11 protein-coding genes are annotated in these 16,212 nt (G+C 54.3%); 5 read left to right on the plus strand and 6 right to left on the minus strand.

Annotation, left to right across the window (positions count from 1 at the left end; genetic code table 11):
* Positions 1-28: 28 nt before the first annotated feature.
* The gene (locus F7231_RS15495) at positions 29-1,558 is read right to left on the minus strand and encodes a S41 family peptidase (protein WP_085411298.1); all 1,530 of its coding nucleotides are present in this window, start codon (positions 1,556-1,558) and stop codon (positions 29-31) included.
* 246 nt (positions 1,559-1,804) lie between these two features.
* Here F7231_RS15495 and msrC point away from each other — a divergent pair, with 246 nt between their 5' ends.
* On the plus strand, positions 1,805-2,290 hold the full coding sequence (msrC, locus tag F7231_RS15500; protein ID WP_085411297.1) for a free L-methionine (R)-S-oxide reductase MsrC: 486 nt from the start codon (positions 1,805-1,807) through the stop codon (positions 2,288-2,290).
* A 98-nt stretch (positions 2,291-2,388) separates the two neighbouring features.
* On the opposite strand, the gene mnmC2 is transcribed toward msrC, so the two are convergent.
* Positions 2,389-3,048, minus strand: a complete 660-nt coding sequence (mnmC2, locus tag F7231_RS15505) for a tRNA (5-methylaminomethyl-2-thiouridine)(34)-methyltransferase MnmC2 (RefSeq protein ID WP_166692543.1) — start codon at positions 3,046-3,048, stop codon at positions 2,389-2,391.
* A gap of 136 nt (positions 3,049-3,184) precedes the next feature.
* Between mnmC2 and F7231_RS15510 the strand changes: the two genes are divergently transcribed.
* The gene (locus F7231_RS15510; protein WP_085411295.1) at positions 3,185-3,658 is read left to right on the plus strand and encodes a DUF4293 domain-containing protein; all 474 of its coding nucleotides are present in this window, start codon (positions 3,185-3,187) and stop codon (positions 3,656-3,658) included.
* Between the two features lie 41 nt (positions 3,659-3,699).
* Here F7231_RS15510 and F7231_RS15515 read toward each other — a convergent pair whose 3' ends face one another.
* Positions 3,700-3,897, minus strand: a complete 198-nt coding sequence (locus F7231_RS15515) for a hypothetical protein (RefSeq protein ID WP_085411294.1) — start codon at positions 3,895-3,897, stop codon at positions 3,700-3,702.
* Positions 3,898-4,700: 803 nt separating this feature from the next.
* Between F7231_RS15515 and F7231_RS15520 the strand changes: the two genes are divergently transcribed.
* The 3 genes from F7231_RS15520 (at position 4,701) to F7231_RS15530 (ending at position 13,880) form a co-directional block, all read left to right on the plus strand.
* Positions 4,701-11,270, plus strand: a complete 6,570-nt coding sequence (locus F7231_RS15520) for an alpha-2-macroglobulin family protein (RefSeq protein WP_229369984.1) — start codon at positions 4,701-4,703, stop codon at positions 11,268-11,270.
* Between the two features lie 107 nt (positions 11,271-11,377).
* Positions 11,378-12,589 (plus strand): alpha/beta hydrolase family protein, encoded by a 1,212-nt coding sequence (locus F7231_RS15525; protein ID WP_166692544.1) that lies wholly within the window; start codon positions 11,378-11,380, stop codon positions 12,587-12,589.
* A gap of 88 nt (positions 12,590-12,677) precedes the next feature.
* Entirely contained in the window at positions 12,678-13,880 is a 1,203-nt protein-coding gene (locus F7231_RS15530) for an MFS transporter (protein WP_166692545.1), read from the plus strand.
* Between the two features lie 98 nt (positions 13,881-13,978).
* Here the strand turns inward: F7231_RS15530 and F7231_RS15535 are convergent, their stop codons facing one another.
* The 3 genes from F7231_RS15535 to F7231_RS15545 all read right to left on the minus strand — a co-directional run bounded on the left by F7231_RS15535 (position 13,979) and on the right by F7231_RS15545 (position 16,120).
* Entirely contained in the window at positions 13,979-14,857 is an 879-nt protein-coding gene (locus tag F7231_RS15535) for a bestrophin family protein (protein ID WP_166692546.1), read from the minus strand.
* 162 nt (positions 14,858-15,019) lie between these two features.
* Positions 15,020-15,553: a GNAT family N-acetyltransferase gene (locus F7231_RS15540; RefSeq protein ID WP_229369986.1), complete on the minus strand. Its 534-nt coding sequence runs from the start codon at positions 15,551-15,553 to the stop codon at positions 15,020-15,022.
* A gap of 60 nt (positions 15,554-15,613) precedes the next feature.
* The gene (locus F7231_RS15545) at positions 15,614-16,120 is read right to left on the minus strand and encodes a DUF8785 domain-containing protein (protein WP_085411289.1); all 507 of its coding nucleotides are present in this window, start codon (positions 16,118-16,120) and stop codon (positions 15,614-15,616) included.
* Positions 16,121-16,212 lie beyond the last annotated feature (92 nt).

Raw genomic sequence — 16,212 nt, forward strand, 5'->3', positions numbered from 1 at the left:
TAGAGAAGTGGCCGGTTTACTTTGATACTTACAGCTTTCCGTCTTGGCCAACGGCACGGATGGCCGTCACCTGCCGCCGAATAAGGAGCAATGTTTGGCGAAGGGCCACATTTCGGTTCGTCATCAGGTCTTCGTGCGTGCGTTGCGCCAGAAAATCGGGCTCTATCGTGAAACCGTTGGCATGGGCTTCGGCTACGGCATGGGTCAGTTTTTTCAGCGGAATACGTACCTGAATTCGTGAGTGGGGTAGCGTAACATACTTGAATTGTCCGGCAAAATCGCCCCAATAAGCACCACCACACGCTTCGCCAACAAAGGTACCCTGACCGGCATCCAGCGTTTTGGCCAGTACTGATGTAGCCGCTGAGAACGACGAGCCGTTCATAAGCAGATAGAGATTGCCCTTGAAAGCCAGGCGTTTGTAGGGACGGTAATGCCGGCTAACGGTAGCGCGGCTAGCGAATCCACCCTGGCCGTCGCGACGGTAACGGAGGTTGAAGTCGAGGCAGGAGAGCGGATTCCAGCGGTTGACCAGCTCGTTGCGGGCTGCCGGCTTGATGTATTCGCTCTGCATAATGGTGAAAGGTTTCCGCATCCAGAATTGCAGCAACCGGGCCGAATTAATGACCGCTCCGCCGCCATTATCCTGTAAATCGACCACCAGGTTCTCGACCCCTGTGGCTTTTATTTCCCTGAACGCTTTCTTAAGCCGCCTTTTGAATGACCACTGAAAGGGATCGAATGACTTACTGCTCGTAAATGAAGACACGCGCAGCACCGCCGTATTCGATAAGGAATCGACAAGGCGAAGGCTTAGGTTTGGCTGGCGAAATTCTGAGTTACGGCCAAAATCAGCTTTGTACCGATCGATCAGGGTTTGCCGGAAAGTGGCCGACACAATACCCGCCACCCGCTTCGTTCGGATTGTTGAGTCGAGCGAGCCATCGAGCCGGGCAAGTTGGTACTCGATCGTGACCGAATCGACAGAACCGTACCAGGCGGCGTAGTAATCGGCAAATTGCATCAGGCTCCAGTGATGCCGCCCCGTCAGGTTGTCACCGTCTGAACCAGACCGGTCGCCATCCATCAGGGTGCGGTGCACTTCGGCAATGGCTTGCCCCTGTACCGAGAGCAACCGCGTGCCGCGCCGCAGTGAGGTGTCGGCCGATGCGTTGTGGCTGATAAAATAATCGTGGTCGACCTGCCTGACGTAGAACGGGACAAAGCGCGTATCGCGATCAATGAATCCGCGGCGGTGATTCAGGTTTGTGTGGCCGTCTTTCAGGCCATTGAGGTACGGGCTCAGGTGATGGTAAAACGACAGGTATTCGATCGGGCTATTTACCCGGTTATAGAGTGAATCGAATAGCTGTTCCATCTGCGCGTTGGGCGTATAGTGGCCCAAACCGGGATGATAAGTGCGAAGTTGCCGCCTCAGGTAAAGTAGATCGTCGTGGGCCTGATCGGGCGATAGTGTAATGGGTTGAGCTGACAGCGGGCCTGTCAATAAGGCCAGCCAAACCACAATGAGTCCGGCTATACGTAAAAGTACAGACATAGTAAGGTTAGTACAAGATTTCGCCGATAGGCTTTATTGAGTTACGAGCTGTTAATCTATCAACTTTGCATAGAAAAAGCAACTCGTTTCCAAACAATCCGTATCTAATTTGGTTGCCAGTGGTTTTGGCGGAAGAAAGTGGCGGGGGCTGAGGGCAGGAAGCCTGGCGTATTGCCTTGGCGTCAGCAGAAAGCAATACCCTAAATCCCTTGCCCCCCGCCCCTCATTCATCGTACCTTTGCCTATATGGCAGAGACACTTCATATTCCACAAACCGATAATCGGCAGGCGATCTACGACAGCCTCATTCCGCAGATTGAGGCACTGATTACGGGTGAAACTGACCTGGTGGCTAATCTGGCCAACGTGGCGGCGGCCCTTCGGGAAGCATTCGGATTTTTTTGGGTTGGATTTTACCTCACGAAGGAAAACCAACTGGTATTGGGCCCGTTTCAGGGGCCAATTGCCTGTACGCGTATTGCGTTCAATAAGGGTGTTTGTGGAGCCGCCTACACCCGCCGCGAAACCATACTGGTGCCGGATGTAGAGGCTTTTCCAGGCCATATCGCCTGTAGTTCGGCCTCCAAATCGGAGGTAGTCGTGCCTATTCTCAATCAGGCAGGCGACGTGGCGATGGTACTGGATGTAGACAGCGACAAACTAGACGATTTCAGCGACGTAGATGTGCTGGGGCTGGAAGCTGTGGCAAGGCTGATAACTGCCAGTATGTAGTTTGAGGGTAATGGTTTGCTGTTCGCTGTTGCGCTGCTGAAGCACAAACCGATCGGTTTGCGGAGCACCCCTAACATGACAAACATCAACCCATTAACTCAAATTTTTATCGCTCTGATTACTTCGCGTTTACGAGCGGGGCCAACATGCTTTTCTACCTCGAAGCCTGCCTCGCGAAGGTTGCGCTGCACAGCCGACTTTGAGCAGTAGGTAGTGAGTGCGCCGCCGGGCTGGAGTAAGGTAGCTACTTTCTGGAAGGCCTCCAGTGTCCAGAGCTCGGGTTGACCTTCGGGAGCAAAAGCGTCATAATAGACCAGATCGAACGTGCCGATGGGGGGCAGATCCTGCATCTTGGTGTTGTATTTGGTGAGCGTCAATTCAGGAACGATAGGCGTAGGTACGTTCCAGGGAGCTTCGTGCAGGTCGGGTAGCCAGAACGTGGTTAGTTCGTGGTCGTAATTCAGCAGTTTCGCCTCGTCGACCGGAATCGGATACGCCTCAACACCTACGTAATCAATTACACGGTGATGCCGTTTTGCTTCACGAATAGTCATCAGGGCGTTGAGGCCTGTGCCAAACCCCATTTCAAACACACGAACTGGTCCTTTCACCCGTTGGAAGGTGTAAAGTAAACCCAGCTCAATAAACACACGGTCTGACTCCTGGACGGCGCCATAGATAGAGTGGTAGTGTTGCCCTACCTCCGCGTTGAATACCGAATGTGACCCATCGGCTGTTACCACCACTTGCGTATTCATCAAAACATTCAGGCTTTTCGGCTAATTTCGCCATTGGCAACCGACATAACTAACCTGTATAATCAGTTAAAAGGCGGCGGTGTTTTCCACAGCCTGTTTGTTAATCGTTAAACAGACTACAATTTCTCATAAAAAAATGATTCAACGCATTCAAAGTGTTTTTCTGTTCCTGATTTCAGCGTCGATGGGTGTGGCTCTGGCCAATCCAATCTGGGAGAAACCCGGTATGAACCCTGGCGAAGAAGCCGAGTTAACACCTCTTCAGTACACGTATGAGCAGGGAGTGACCACCTTTACCACGCCACTCTGGTATTTGGGTGGACTACTCGCAATTGTTGCCCTGGTTGCTCTATTTGCCATTTTTCAGTACAAGAAACGGCTATTGCAAATGGGCCTTTGCGCCGCCAACGCTATTCTGTTAACGGCGTCGATGGGCGTTATACTGTATAATGTACTGATCAATGGCAAAACGTATGGCAACCCCGCCGATCAGGGATCATTCCTGACAGGCTTTTGGGCAATCGTTGTTGCTTTAGTATTGAACGCACTAGCCAACCGTTTTATCCGCCGGGACGAAAAATTAGTCCGTGAGTCAAATCGTATTCGCTGATTTGTGGTACGCGGCTTAATCAAACCGGGCCGCGTACTTTTTTAAAACTTCGGGCAGCCGCAGTCTTTTTTCTTGAAGAGGCCCCACATAAAGCCTTTCTTACGGCGGTAGCCTTTCTTCTTGCGCTTAAAGATAGATTCTTCCTTCACCGTGCTACTACGGGTAGGCAGCGAAGCCGCTGGAGCCTCGCCGATCAGCAGTGATGCCGAAAAGACGAGTAAAAAAGCTGTTGTTCTCATAACTCATTCAGTTGACTACGCTTCATTACTGGTAACGCAAAAGCATACATGATCGTTGTCTTTTTCCACTGTATAAGCGAATAGCACAAACAATGCGCCAGTTGTTGCCTGATTAGCGCATTTTTTAACTCAAAAATCGTACACGTTTCAGGTTTAAAGCAGACTACAGCCTAGCTGCGTAGGGTAGAAATGCGAAATCCTGCCGCACCGGTCGCTACACACGCGTCAGCAACGTAGACCCTGCGTACATCAAAAAGCCCCGGCTATGAACCGGGGCTTTTTGATGTACGCAGGGTCTGGTGATGAACTACCGTCTCCGACCACCGTTGTAAACGCGGGGGTTGTTGTAGCGGTAACTGTAGTTTGGGCTTCTGTAATACCGGGGCGCTCGCGAATAAACCCGGGGTGGGGCCACGTAAACAGGTGCCCGACGGTAACCGTAGTAGGGAGCTGCATACGGTCTGGGACCGTAATAGCCGTAACCAGGGCCGGTGCGGACGCCAACGTAGGAAGGACCGCAACTAGCCAGAGCGAAAATGAGCAACAAGCCCATTAGCGTATGACGCAATGTGTTGTTTTTCATACCGATTGCCACGCTACCGGACTGGTGAAAACCGCGTAGCAGGCTTATCTCTATAACGTTAGTAGGACGGAAATGATTTTGTATTGGCCCATTATAACGTCCTTCTAATGGGCAAAACCAACCCTTCGGTAAAATCCGTACTCTTGTAGCTAGCCCAGACACATACTCAACTAAACGGTTGACCTTATTTGTTGTCAGAGGTGTGTAAAACCAGTTCACTATGCGTAATCCCGCCATCTATATCTGTGCCCTGACGCTGTTTCTATTACCGTTGCTGGGCCAGACACGTAAGAAAAGCAGTTCCTCAAGTTCTCCACCCATGACTGACTATGCTGCGAGCTGGAAAACGGCTGATTCCTTGATGGCCCGCGGATTACCCCAATCGGCCCTTGTAATTGCCGATCGGGTATATACCGAAGCCAAACGCACCGGCAACGACCCGCAACTATTGAAAGCTGCCATGCGACGGGTGGTGTATCGCACCAACGGGGCCAAGGATGAGGAGACGTACCTGACGCTGCTGAGTTCATTAAAGACCGATATCGATGCTACTACCGGGCCAACACGGGCGGTGCTGCAATCGGTGATGGCCGACGTGTACTGGCAGTATTTTCAGCAGAACCGCTACAAATTTTACAACCGGACGGCCACCGCTCCCGACGAACCGACGGCGCAATCGGCCACGACCGACGCCCTCGATCCACGTACCTGGGATGCCCGCCGTTTGCAACAAACGGTGACGGAGCTATATACGGCGTCGACGCAGGAGGCAACCAACTTGCAGCAGGTGCCCGTTGCGGCCTACGATGCGGTCATCAGCAAGGGAAACGAAGCGGGGCTGGCCTTGCGGCCCACGCTGTTTGACGTGCTGGCGCACCGGGCAATCGATTTCTTCACTCAGGCACAATCGGATGTGATCAAGCCTATTCAGGCGTTTACGGTCAACAACCCCGCGTATCTGGGTAGACCGGAAGCGTTCGCGACGATGGCCTTGCCTGCTACCGACCCGTTGTCGGGGGCTTACCAGTCGTTGCGGCTGTATCAGCAGTTGCTGGCTTTCCACCGGAACGATGCCGGTGGTGTGGCTTACGCGGCGAACGATATTGAACGGCTGGCGCTGATGAAACGGCTGGGGACCTTACCCAATGAAGATGACCTGTATCGCCAAACACTGACGCAGCAGATTGCGGCGACCAGGGGTAAGCCAGCCGAAGCGGAATACATGCTGGCGTTGATACAACACCTGGCCGAAACGGGTGAGGTTCGGCCCCTGCCAAGAGGCCGCTTTCAGGCTACCGATCAGGAAACGCCCGACCCGTCACCGGCTGATACAACCCGCCGCTGGGACCGGAAACGCGCCGCGGATCTGGCCCGTGACCTGATCGCGCGTTTCCCAAATACCATTTCTGCCCAGAGTGCAGCGTCGTTGCTCGCTAACCTGCTTCAGCCGGCATTAGGCGTAGAGGTCGAAGAAGCGACAGAGCCGGGCAAACCGTTTCGGGCGCGGGTTACCTATCAAAATACAAAAACGCTGTATTACAAAGTACTGCGTCTGAGCGCCACCGAAGCCCGTGCCCTGACTCGGTTCGACAACTACCGTAACGACCCGAAGTACGACAAATGGTTTGCAGCGGTTCAGAATCACCCGGTGGTGGCCGAAGAGGAGGTGACGCTACCCGACGACGGTGATCTGCGCAATCATAGTGTCGAAATTGCCATGAAGGCATTGCCGTTAGGGCATTACGTGCTGCTGGTATCGAATGAAGGAAAGTGGGCTACGCCCAGCGCTAAAACGGCTGAGATTGTTAGCCTCGGCACGTTTGCCGTATCGAACCTGAGCTACGTAACAGTAGGCGGAAATATGGAGTACACTGGCACCCGAACCTTTTATGTGACTCACCGCATGACCGGGCAGCCACTGGCAGGCGTGTCGGCGCAGTTGTTTGTACAGGATTCCCAGAGCGATGCACTGAGTGTGGCTGGTACGTATAAGACGGATGCCAAAGGGAAACTGACGATCGCGATAACGACAGATCGGTCGGCGTTTTTGCGGTTAACCATCGGAAACGATGTGTTGGATACCGATTCGTTTTACGGCTATCCAAATTTTCGCAATCCGGAAGCGCCGACCGACAACCGGTACTCAGTAGTCTTTACTGATCGCGCCATTTACCGGCCGGGGCAGACCGTGTACTGGAAAGTGCTGCAATACAGTGGTAAAGACAATGAGTTTGCGGTGGTGCCTAACGCGCCGATGGTTGTCCGGCTCACTGACGTAAACGGCGAAGAGGTGACAAAAGCAGAGGTGAAAACCAACGACTTTGGCACGGCCTCAGGTACGTTCACGGCACCCGTTGGCCGACTGACGGGCCAGATGACGATTGCAACGGCTAACGGGCAGGCCACGATCCGGGTCGAAGAATACAAACGACCCACGTTCACTGTAGTAGCCGACTCGCTGAAACAGGCCGTGGTGCTGGGGCAGAACGTACCCGTGAAGGCGATTGCCAAAACGCTGGCCGGTGCCGTGGTTGACGGAGCCGCCGTAAGCTACCGGGTTACCCGAACGTACTACCGGCCCTATTGGGGCTGGCACTGGTGGCGGCCGATCCGCCCGACCAGCGAGCAGGAGATTGCGAATGGTACGGCCAAAACCAATGCAGAAGGCGTAGTCAATTTTTCATTCCTGGCCCAGCCCGACTTGAGCATCGCCGCATCTGAAAAGCCACAGTTTACCTTTACAATCACTATCGACGTTACCGACGTGTCGGGTGAGACACGGTCGACTACGCAGACGCTGCGTATTGGCTATACCGCCCTGACGGCAGAGTTGGTACTGCCCAGCCCGGTGCTTACTACCGAGCCGAAACCGTACGTCGTCCGGTTGCTGAACGCCAGCGGGAACAAGGTCGGTATCAAGTCGGGAAGCGTGGCCATTTCGCGAATCACACCGCCGCGGCCAGGTTTGCGCAGCCGCCTTTGGGCCCGCACAGACCGCAACCTGCTAACCCGCGAAGCCTACGTGGCGCAGTTTCCGCTCGATATATACGCCAATGAAGACGACCCTACTACCTGGCCCAAAACACCTGTACGGTCAACTTCACCCACATCAGTTAGCCTGGCCGGGCTGGCGTCGGGCATGTACGTTGCCGACATCAATGCCATTGACTCGACAGGTGTGTCGGTGCAGCAGGCCGTATTTTTCGAGGTAATCGACCCCGGCAAACCAACGGCTCCTATACGGGCAGGTGCGTTCGTTCAGGTGCAGAAAGCGACCGCCCAACCCGGCGAAGAAGCCATATTCTGGGTGGGTACGTCGACGGCCTCGGCTACTCGCCCCGACGCGGTACTGATGGCTGTAGAGGAAAGGGGCAAGATTGTTCGGGAAGAGTGGCTGACGGTGACGGGGCAACCGATTCGGGTGACGTTGCCCGTTCAGGAAAAACACCGGGGCAACTTTGTGGTGCATTTCGCCACGGTGCAAAATGGCCGCTTGTTGAGCCAGTCGGAGACCATCACGGTGCCCTTTACAAATAAAGAGCTGACCGTTGAGACCGAGACCTTCCGCGATAAACTAAAACCCGGCCAGCCCGAACAGTGGACAGTACGGATTAGCGGCCCTAAACAGGATAAAGTGCTGGCTGAATTAGCCGCTACCCTCTACGACGCTTCCCTCGATGCCTTCGCCCGCCTGGAATGGCCTACTTCGTTCTATAGCGTCAATTATACCAATTCAGGCTACTGGCAAAGTCAGGCGTTTGGCACCATGATAACGCAACAATATTGGAATAGGAGCATGCCGGCCCTAGTTCGCTCAACGCTGCAACAACGCATGGTGCCCAGGCTTACCTGGGGGCCCTACAACTACGACCAGTACAGGGGTCGTTTTACACTTAATTTGTCCACGCTGACCATTCATGTTAAACGTGATAAAGGCGTACTTACAGGCCGGGCGTTTATGGGAGACATTGAAGCACCTGCTCCGGGGGTGAATGTAGTAGTTAAAGGCACAAAGCAGGGAACTGTTACGGATGCAGCAGGCAACTTTACAATTCAGATGGAGAAGCCCACAAAAAAGGTGGCGCTCCTTGTTGCCTTCGTTGGGTACAAACCGGCTACGATAGAACTGGCTGATAAACAGTCGATAACTACTGTTCTGCAAGCCAATGATCAGCTGTTGTATGAATCGGTAGTGGTTGGCTACGGCACCCAGAATCGGCGAGATATGACGAGCTCGGTCAACATACGCGGCGCAGCACCGATGGCTATGGCGAAAATGGCAGCCGCTGCCCCCGACGTTGCCGACGCCTCGGCAGTACAGGTTGAACAACCCAACGTACCTACAAAGGTACCGGTTGCTACCCCACCCCTGATTCGGAAAAACTTCAACGAGACAGCGTTCTTCTTCCCGCAGCTACAAACCGACAAGCAGGGGCGCGTAGTGCTGAACTTTACGATGCCTGAGGCCCTCACGCGCTGGCGGCTGGTGACCTTTGCTCACACCAAAACGATGCAGACCGGTATGATGGAGCGTGAAATCGTGACGCAGAAAGAATTGATGGTTACGACCAACGTACCCAGGTTCCTCCGCGAAAACGATACGCTCCGCCTCACCGCCCGAATCGATAACCTGAGCGGTAAGCCACTCACCGGTACGTCGCAACTCAACATCACCGATGCCATTACCGGCGAATCATTAAACGCAAAAATGGGGCTTGCGGTGATGAATCAGACGATTTCGGTCAAGGCTGGGCAGAGTACCCTGGCTGCCTGGACACTGGTTGTGCCGCAGGATCTGCCACCGGTAGCCTTTCGTGTCACGGCCACGGCCGGTACATTCACCGATGGCGAAGAACGGGTGGTGCCCGTACTGCCTAACCGCACATTGGTGACCGATGTTCAGCCATTCTGGATTAATGGCGGCGATAAAGACCGCACGTTTCGGCTGGGACCGCTGGTTGATCACAACCCGGAATTGCCGTTGAATACCGAACGCCTCACGGTGGAAGTGACGAGCAACCCCGCCTGGTATGCGCTGCAAAGTCTGCCGTATCTGATGGAGTACAGCTACGATTGTGCCGAGCAAGTGTTCAGCAAAATGTATGCAAACAGCCTTGGAGCACATATTCTGGCCAGTCGCCCGCAGTTCCGGCAGGTGGTAGATGTATGGAAGCAAACGCCGCCCCGGAGTCCGCTGGCGAGTAATGAGGAGTTGAAGGCCGTTATGCTCGAAAATACACCCTGGCTGGCCGACGCTAAATCGGAAGCCGATCGAACGGCGAAACTGGGCCAGTTCTTCGACCAGAGCCGACTGGCTGCTGAACAGCGCCGGGCCATTGATAAGCTGCGCCAGTTGCAGGACGCCAGCGGTGCCCTGACTTGGTTCTCGGGTATGCGGCCTAACCTGAGCATGACCCTGCATGTGCTGGCGGGACTGGGCCACCTCCAAAAACTAGGCGTTGCGTTCGATCCCGGTGTGCGGTCAGACGTGGCTACGTTGCAGGCGGGCCTGATCCGGTACGCCGATGCGGAGATTGTCCGGCAGATTGCGGAGCAGAAAAGGCGCGCCGCCGAGCAAAAAACAACGCCGGGTACGCCGTATTGGGCAGCGCATTACCTCTACGCCCGTAGCTTTTACCTCGGCACCAACGCCGTTGCCAAAGAGGTAGAAACGTATCTGCTACCGGTGCTGACTACTGGCTGGCAACAGAGCTCATTGCAAAGCCAGGCGCTGGCGGCCACTACGCTCCACCGATTCAAGAAAGTAAGCGAGGCCCACGCCATTTTGCAATCAGTCACGGAGCGCAGTAAGGTGTCGGAGGAACTGGGTATGTATTGGCCCGAAAATACGAGCGGTACATACTGGTACCAGACCCCGATTGAAACGCAGGCATACCTCATTGAAGCCTACGACGAAATCTGCCGTACCGAATCGGTCACCCCAACCGCTACTGCAGGCCAACTGGATTGTTTTGCCTGGTTACGGACGATGCCTCAGCATAAAAACCTGGTTGGTTCAGGGCCATTTATCGATAAGATGCGGCAATGGCTGGTGCAGCAAAAACGTACCCAGTCGTGGCCTTCGACCAAAGCGACTACCGAGGCCGTGTATGCGTTGCTGCTGCGCGGTTCTGACTGGCTGGACACGAAAGCGACCATGACGGTGCTGATTGGGGGCAAAGACATTGCCCCGCGCGTAACCAAAACCGAAACCCTAACCGACTACCAGAAGGTGACCTTCGCCCCCTCGGAAGTAACAACAGCAATGGGCGTGGTGACGGTAAGCAAACCAGCCAAAACGGGGCCGGGTTGGGGGGCAGCCTATTGGCAGCATTTCGAACCGCTAGACGCCATCGCGGGGAACGGCACAAACTTAACACTTAGGAAAACGCTGTTCCGGCAGCGCAATACGGATGCCGGTCCTGTTCTGGAGGCCATCACACCGAAAACGATCCTGAAGCCCGGTGACCTGCTGAAAGTCCGAATGGTGCTAACCGCCGACCGCAACATGGAATATGTGCACCTGAAAGACGGACGTGCCTCGGGGTTTGAACCGGTAGCGGCCTTGTCGGGTACCAAATACCAGAATGGCCTGTCATATTATGAAGCCCCCCGCGACGCCAGCACCGATTTCTTTATTGAATACCTCCCCACCGGAACCCACGTCTTCGAGTATGCGCTACGCGTAGTGCATACCGGCGATTTTGGCGCTGGCCTGGCTACGGTACAATGCTTCTACGCGCCTGAGTTCGCTGCCCACTCAACGGGTGGCCGCGTGCAGGTGAGGTAATAAGGGTACTACCGTCTAAACAATTCTAATTCAGAAGGGCCTGTTTGTGCGCACAAACAGGCCCTTCTCTGCGTTTACAGAAAACGGCACATCCCCCGTTTCGGTCTATGAAATTTATACGTACCTCCACACGCTGGTTTTCGCTGGTATTCGTTGCGCTGAACCTGACGAATTGTAAACCGGTAGACCCGATCGAAAGTCGGCCATCGGCTTTGGTTGGCAGTACACAGCTGGGTACGTTCACAAAAGCCCAACTCACGCAGCGAATTGCAGCATCCGGCATTGTCGATGCCCAGATTACTGCCTTTCTGGGGCTTCTGATTCAGCGCGACATTCAGGTATATCGCCTTACTTACAAGACGAAAAACACCGACGGAACCGACATCACGGCGTCGGGCGCATTGATTGTGCCGGTGGCTTTGGCTGCCGATGCGCCTTTCCCGATTGTGAGCCAGCAGCACGGTACCATCACCAGCGAAGCACAGGCCCCATCGAATTTTACCGATGCCAGCGAAGCCGCCACGATCGGGGCGCTGTTTGCGTCCAACGGCTACATTCTGTCGTGCCCCGATTACATTGGGTATGGCGAGTCGAAGAACGTCCCGCATCCGTATCTGCACCGACAAACCGAAGCGTCGGCCAGCCTGGATATGCTGCGGGCAGCCCGTGAGTTTATCGAGAAAAGTAGCACGAAGTGGAACAACAAGGTCTTTCTGTCAGGCTATTCGCAGGGGGGGCATGCGACTATGTCGATGTTGAAAATGATAGAGGAGCAGTTTCCCGCCGAGTTCACCATTACCGCAACGACCTGCGGCGCAGGGCCCTACAATGTAGAAGGCTTCATGCGTGATCTGGTGACCACCACTACGCACGGCATTCCGGAATACAACGGTCTGTATGTGCGGGTGCTGCAAACCTATAACCGCGTGTATGGCCTGAACCGGCCCATGAGCGCTTACTTCAAAGAGCCGTACGCCACTACGGTACAGGCCACCGGCGGGGCATCGTCGATCAACGTGAGCATTAACCAAGCGTTTACCGATGCTTTCAAAGCAGGACTCACCAGTAACACCGACGCTACCTTCCTGACGGCCGTACGCGACAACAACGTGTATGACTGGAAGCCTAAATCACCCCTGCAACTCTACCACGGTACCGCCGACAATCAGGTATTTTACCGTAACTCGACTGATGCCAAAGCGGCGATGGAAGCCCGTGGAGCTACTGTTGACCTGATCACCATCCCTGGTAAAGACCACGGTCCGGCTATCCAGGAATACCTCACCGGTACGTTCCAGTTCTTTAGCTCAAAGAAATAGTAGTGATACGCGGACGTAAGGGATACGCAGAAAGAAGCCATTTAATGCCTTTTATGCGCAATATGATGAAAATCTGAGTTGTAGCTACATGTTCAAAGACAGGCGGCTGGCCCTTATTTTTCTGATTGTGTTGCTTGATGTGGTAGTTGGTTCAGCTACCGGGCCGGTTCGCCCCGAATTCGTAAAAAACCTGTCGAACCCGGAATGGTGGCTGTCGGTGGGCACGGCGCTCTTTTTGGGTGTTCAGCTTATCTCGGCTCCGCTGCTTGGTAAATTGTCTGATTCACTGGGGCGCAAGCCGCTGGTGTTTGTGTCGGCGGTAGGTACGTTGGCCGCCAACCTGTTACTGATTCCTATCAAAGCGGGTTTCTTCTTCGCTAACCGCATCAGCGATGGCCTCACCAACGGCATGTATGCGCTCATGCGCTCGTCGGTAACCGACCTGTCGCCCGATGAGGAACTGGCCAAAAACAGCGGCTACATCAGCACCCTGGTGTCGCTGGGCCACGTGTTTGGTCCGATGGTGGCGGGTATTGCCCTGTTTTTTGTGAGCAATAAAGCTGACCAGGCCAAACTGGTGGTCTGGGTGCTTATTGCGCTGAGTATTATAAACGTTGGCGTAGTGCTGTTCATGAGCGAAACCGCCAAACAGCGCAGCAAACTCGACTGGGGAGCGGTATGGCAGGAGGTAGGGGCTAACCTAAATGTTGTTAAGCTCTGGAAACGTCTCGCCGAGAAAGATGAAGCCCATCCTGGGTTTCGCTTCCTAACGATTCTCATGCTTCTGGCGACTCTGCAACTGGGCTACCAAACCTACTTTATCACGTATCTGGCCCTGAGTCCCCTGAAGTTCGATGCCCAGAAGATATCGTTCTTCTTTGTGTGCTTCGGCGGTCTAAGCGCGGTGAGCAACCTGCTCTATTTTAAGTACCTGGTCGACAAGCTGAATAAACGTGTAGTGCTGATAGTGCTCGCGTTTATTGGCGTAGGCATGCAGATCATCTATGCCAACATAGGTACGTCGCTACCCCTGCTCTACGCAACTGTGGCGGTCGATGCCTTGCTGGTATCGCTCATTAGTGGCCTGCTGAACGGCTTTCTGGCTAAGCTGACGTCCGACGAAGATCGGGGCGAACTATTCGGCCTCAATCAGGCCCTAACCGGCATTGCCAGCCTGACTACCACACTCGTTTACGGCGGTTTGGCCACTATCAACCTGAACCTGCCCTTCTACTGGTTTGCCGCCAGTTTAGCCGTGCTGGGTACGTTGTGCTGGAAGCTGCCGGATTAGATTTCGGTTTGACGTCTGCTGTTTGACGTTGCACTGCAAACAAGCCAGTTCGTGATTTAGCAACGCAACGACAACCATCAAACCACAAGCGGCAAACCCTAAAGAAGTTCTCCCACGGCGGTGCGGATACCGTTTGCCATTCGTTCGGTGGGGAGGTCGTTGGGGTCGGTGCCGAATGGGTCTTCGATTTCTTCGGCGATCAGTTCCAGGCTGGCTAGTACGTAGAACACGATCAGCACTACGGGTATGACCCAATAGTGCAGCGACAATACGTACCCGAGTGGTAGGGTGAGGCAATACAGCGCTACGAATTTTTTCAGAAACGACGAGTACGAATACGGGATCGGCGTGCTGTGAATGCGTTCGCAGATGCCGCAGATTTCGGTGAATGAGCTGAATTCGCCATTGAGTACCAGCAGGTGTTCGGGTCGGAACGTACCCGACTGATACAGCTCGTCCATCTTGCTGAACAGACGCATGGCCACCTGATTCGGAACATGTTCGGCAGGTTTCAGGCTGGCGGGGTCGAAACCGGGGCAGGCAATAAGGTCATTGGCGTCGAAGTCGCCGCGCAGGTGATTCTTCAGCGCAAAGGCGTAGTTCGGAATCATAGCCCGGAAAAATGCCCGGCTATCCACATCGTCGGTGTTGATAATGTGGACAAGTTTCAGCGCCAGGTTACGCGAATTGTTGGTTAAGCTACCCCAGGCTTTGCGTCCTTCCCACCAGCGGTCGTAAGCAGTGTTGGTCCGAAAGACGAGCAGGGTCGAAATCACGAAGCCCAGTAGCGAGTGCATGATGGCAATGTTCTTCAGGTCTGAATCGGGGCCCGGGTGCACGTATTCGATCACGACGTAGGCTACCAGGCTGCAATAAAGGGCCATGGCCAACAGTACTGGGGCCAGTTTCCGGGCGGTATCGCCTTTTCTGAAGGAAAGTATGTACCGAAGCCACTCTTTCGAATCGTAGTCAACCATGTGTTAAAAAGAAAGTGTGTAACACGGACTTTAGTTGGGGACGCTCAGTCCGTAAGTGATTAACCGACCTACCGGCTAAAGTCCGCGTTACGTATTTACCTTACTGAACGTATCCAGGCATAAACGGCGGAGCGAACTCGTTCATAGCTGGCCTTTTTCGTGCTAAATTTCTTTCTCTAACTCAATAAACGCCAGGGGCTGCTTTGGCGTACCGAATCGTTCGGGATCATCCGGGAAGGGGTGGGTGATACCGGTACGTCTATAACCACGTCGTTCGTACCAGGCCAGTAACTCGGTGCGTTGCGAAATGACGGTCATGGTGATGGCGCGGCAATGTCGATCGCGGGCATAGTCTTCAGCGGCTTCGAGTAACTGACGGCCAAGACCGCCTGCCTGTAACTCCGGTGAAACCGTGAGCATGCCCAAGTACAGCACGTCGTCTTTCTGCTCCAGATACACACAGCCCAGCAACTGGCCATCCTTAACGTACCTGAGGATGGTGGCATTGGGATTGGTAAACTGCTCGGCCAGCGATGCTTCGGTGGTCCGAATGCCATCCAGGAGATCGGCTTCGGTGGTCCAGCCTTTACGCGAGTTGTCGCCCCGGTAGGCACTATTCACCAATCGGTTCAGCGCCGGAATATCGGTGGGCGTGGCGGGGCTGATAAACGGATTATTCATGGGAGTAAAAGGCATCAGGCCCGCATCGTCTGTACGACGCCACGGGCCTGATGCACACTGCTTGACTGTTGTAACTTAGAGCGTGTCGGTAGCGGTTGGAGCTACTGGCGGCGGTGGCGTCGCCTGCTGCTGAGGCTGCACCTGCTGCTGTTGCTGCGGCTGCATTTGTTGTCCCTGTTGTGGATACTGCTGCCCTGGGAAACCATACTGGCCGGGTGCCTGGCCGATCATTTCCACATTGGTAATGTAGTATTTGGTGTCGCCATTCCAGGGAAGGCGGAGGATTTTTTCTTCGTAATGCAGGGTAACGCGCTGTCCCGATTTCACCGCGTCGGTGATCTGCTTGGCAATGGCATCATCCTTCACCGAGAAATCAAAAAACTGGGGAGTCAGCGATCCGGTTTCGCCCGAGAAGCCACCTACATTCAATACGCCTTCATACGTTTTGAAGAGATACCCACGGCGGCTGAACTTCGAAATAGTGCCGGCTCGCTCGCCATCCGAGAAGCTCCAGCCAGTCAGAAGGTACAAGACGCCGAAAACCAGCAGGACAAAAACAAGCAGGTACGTGAAAAAGCGCATATGCGGTAGTGGTTAGATGTTGCCCACAAAACAACAACAATTTCAGACATTGTGGTAGAGGCCTAACAAGAACCCTAACTTCAGGGTTTGAA

The sequence above is a fragment of the Fibrivirga algicola genome (genome assembly GCF_011742925.1).
GTDB classification, from domain to species: Bacteria; Bacteroidota; Bacteroidia; order Cytophagales; family Spirosomataceae; genus Fibrella; species Fibrella algicola.

Excerpts from the sequence above, each read along its gene's own strand:
- msrC (WP_085411297.1), top strand. The coding sequence starts at position 1,805 with ATGGCAGAGACACTTCATATTCCACAAACCGATAATCGGCAGGCGATC.
- F7231_RS15515 (WP_085411294.1), bottom strand. The coding sequence starts at position 3,897 with ATGAGAACAACAGCTTTTTTACTCGTCTTTTCGGCATCACTGCTGATC.
- F7231_RS15525 (WP_166692544.1), top strand. The coding sequence starts at position 11,378 with ATGAAATTTATACGTACCTCCACACGCTGGTTTTCGCTGGTATTCGTT.
- mnmC2 (WP_166692543.1), bottom strand. The coding sequence starts at position 3,048 with ATGAATACGCAAGTGGTGGTAACAGCCGATGGGTCACATTCGGTATTC.
- F7231_RS15530 (WP_166692545.1), top strand. The coding sequence starts at position 12,678 with ATGTTCAAAGACAGGCGGCTGGCCCTTATTTTTCTGATTGTGTTGCTT.
- F7231_RS15520 (WP_229369984.1), top strand. The coding sequence starts at position 4,701 with ATGCGTAATCCCGCCATCTATATCTGTGCCCTGACGCTGTTTCTATTA.
- F7231_RS15495 (WP_085411298.1), bottom strand. The coding sequence starts at position 1,558 with ATGTCTGTACTTTTACGTATAGCCGGACTCATTGTGGTTTGGCTGGCC.
- F7231_RS15510 (WP_085411295.1), top strand. The coding sequence starts at position 3,185 with ATGATTCAACGCATTCAAAGTGTTTTTCTGTTCCTGATTTCAGCGTCG.
- F7231_RS15545 (WP_085411289.1), bottom strand. The coding sequence starts at position 16,120 with ATGCGCTTTTTCACGTACCTGCTTGTTTTTGTCCTGCTGGTTTTCGGC.
- F7231_RS15535 (WP_166692546.1), bottom strand. The coding sequence starts at position 14,857 with ATGGTTGACTACGATTCGAAAGAGTGGCTTCGGTACATACTTTCCTTC.
- F7231_RS15540 (WP_229369986.1), bottom strand. The coding sequence starts at position 15,553 with ATGCCTTTTACTCCCATGAATAATCCGTTTATCAGCCCCGCCACGCCC.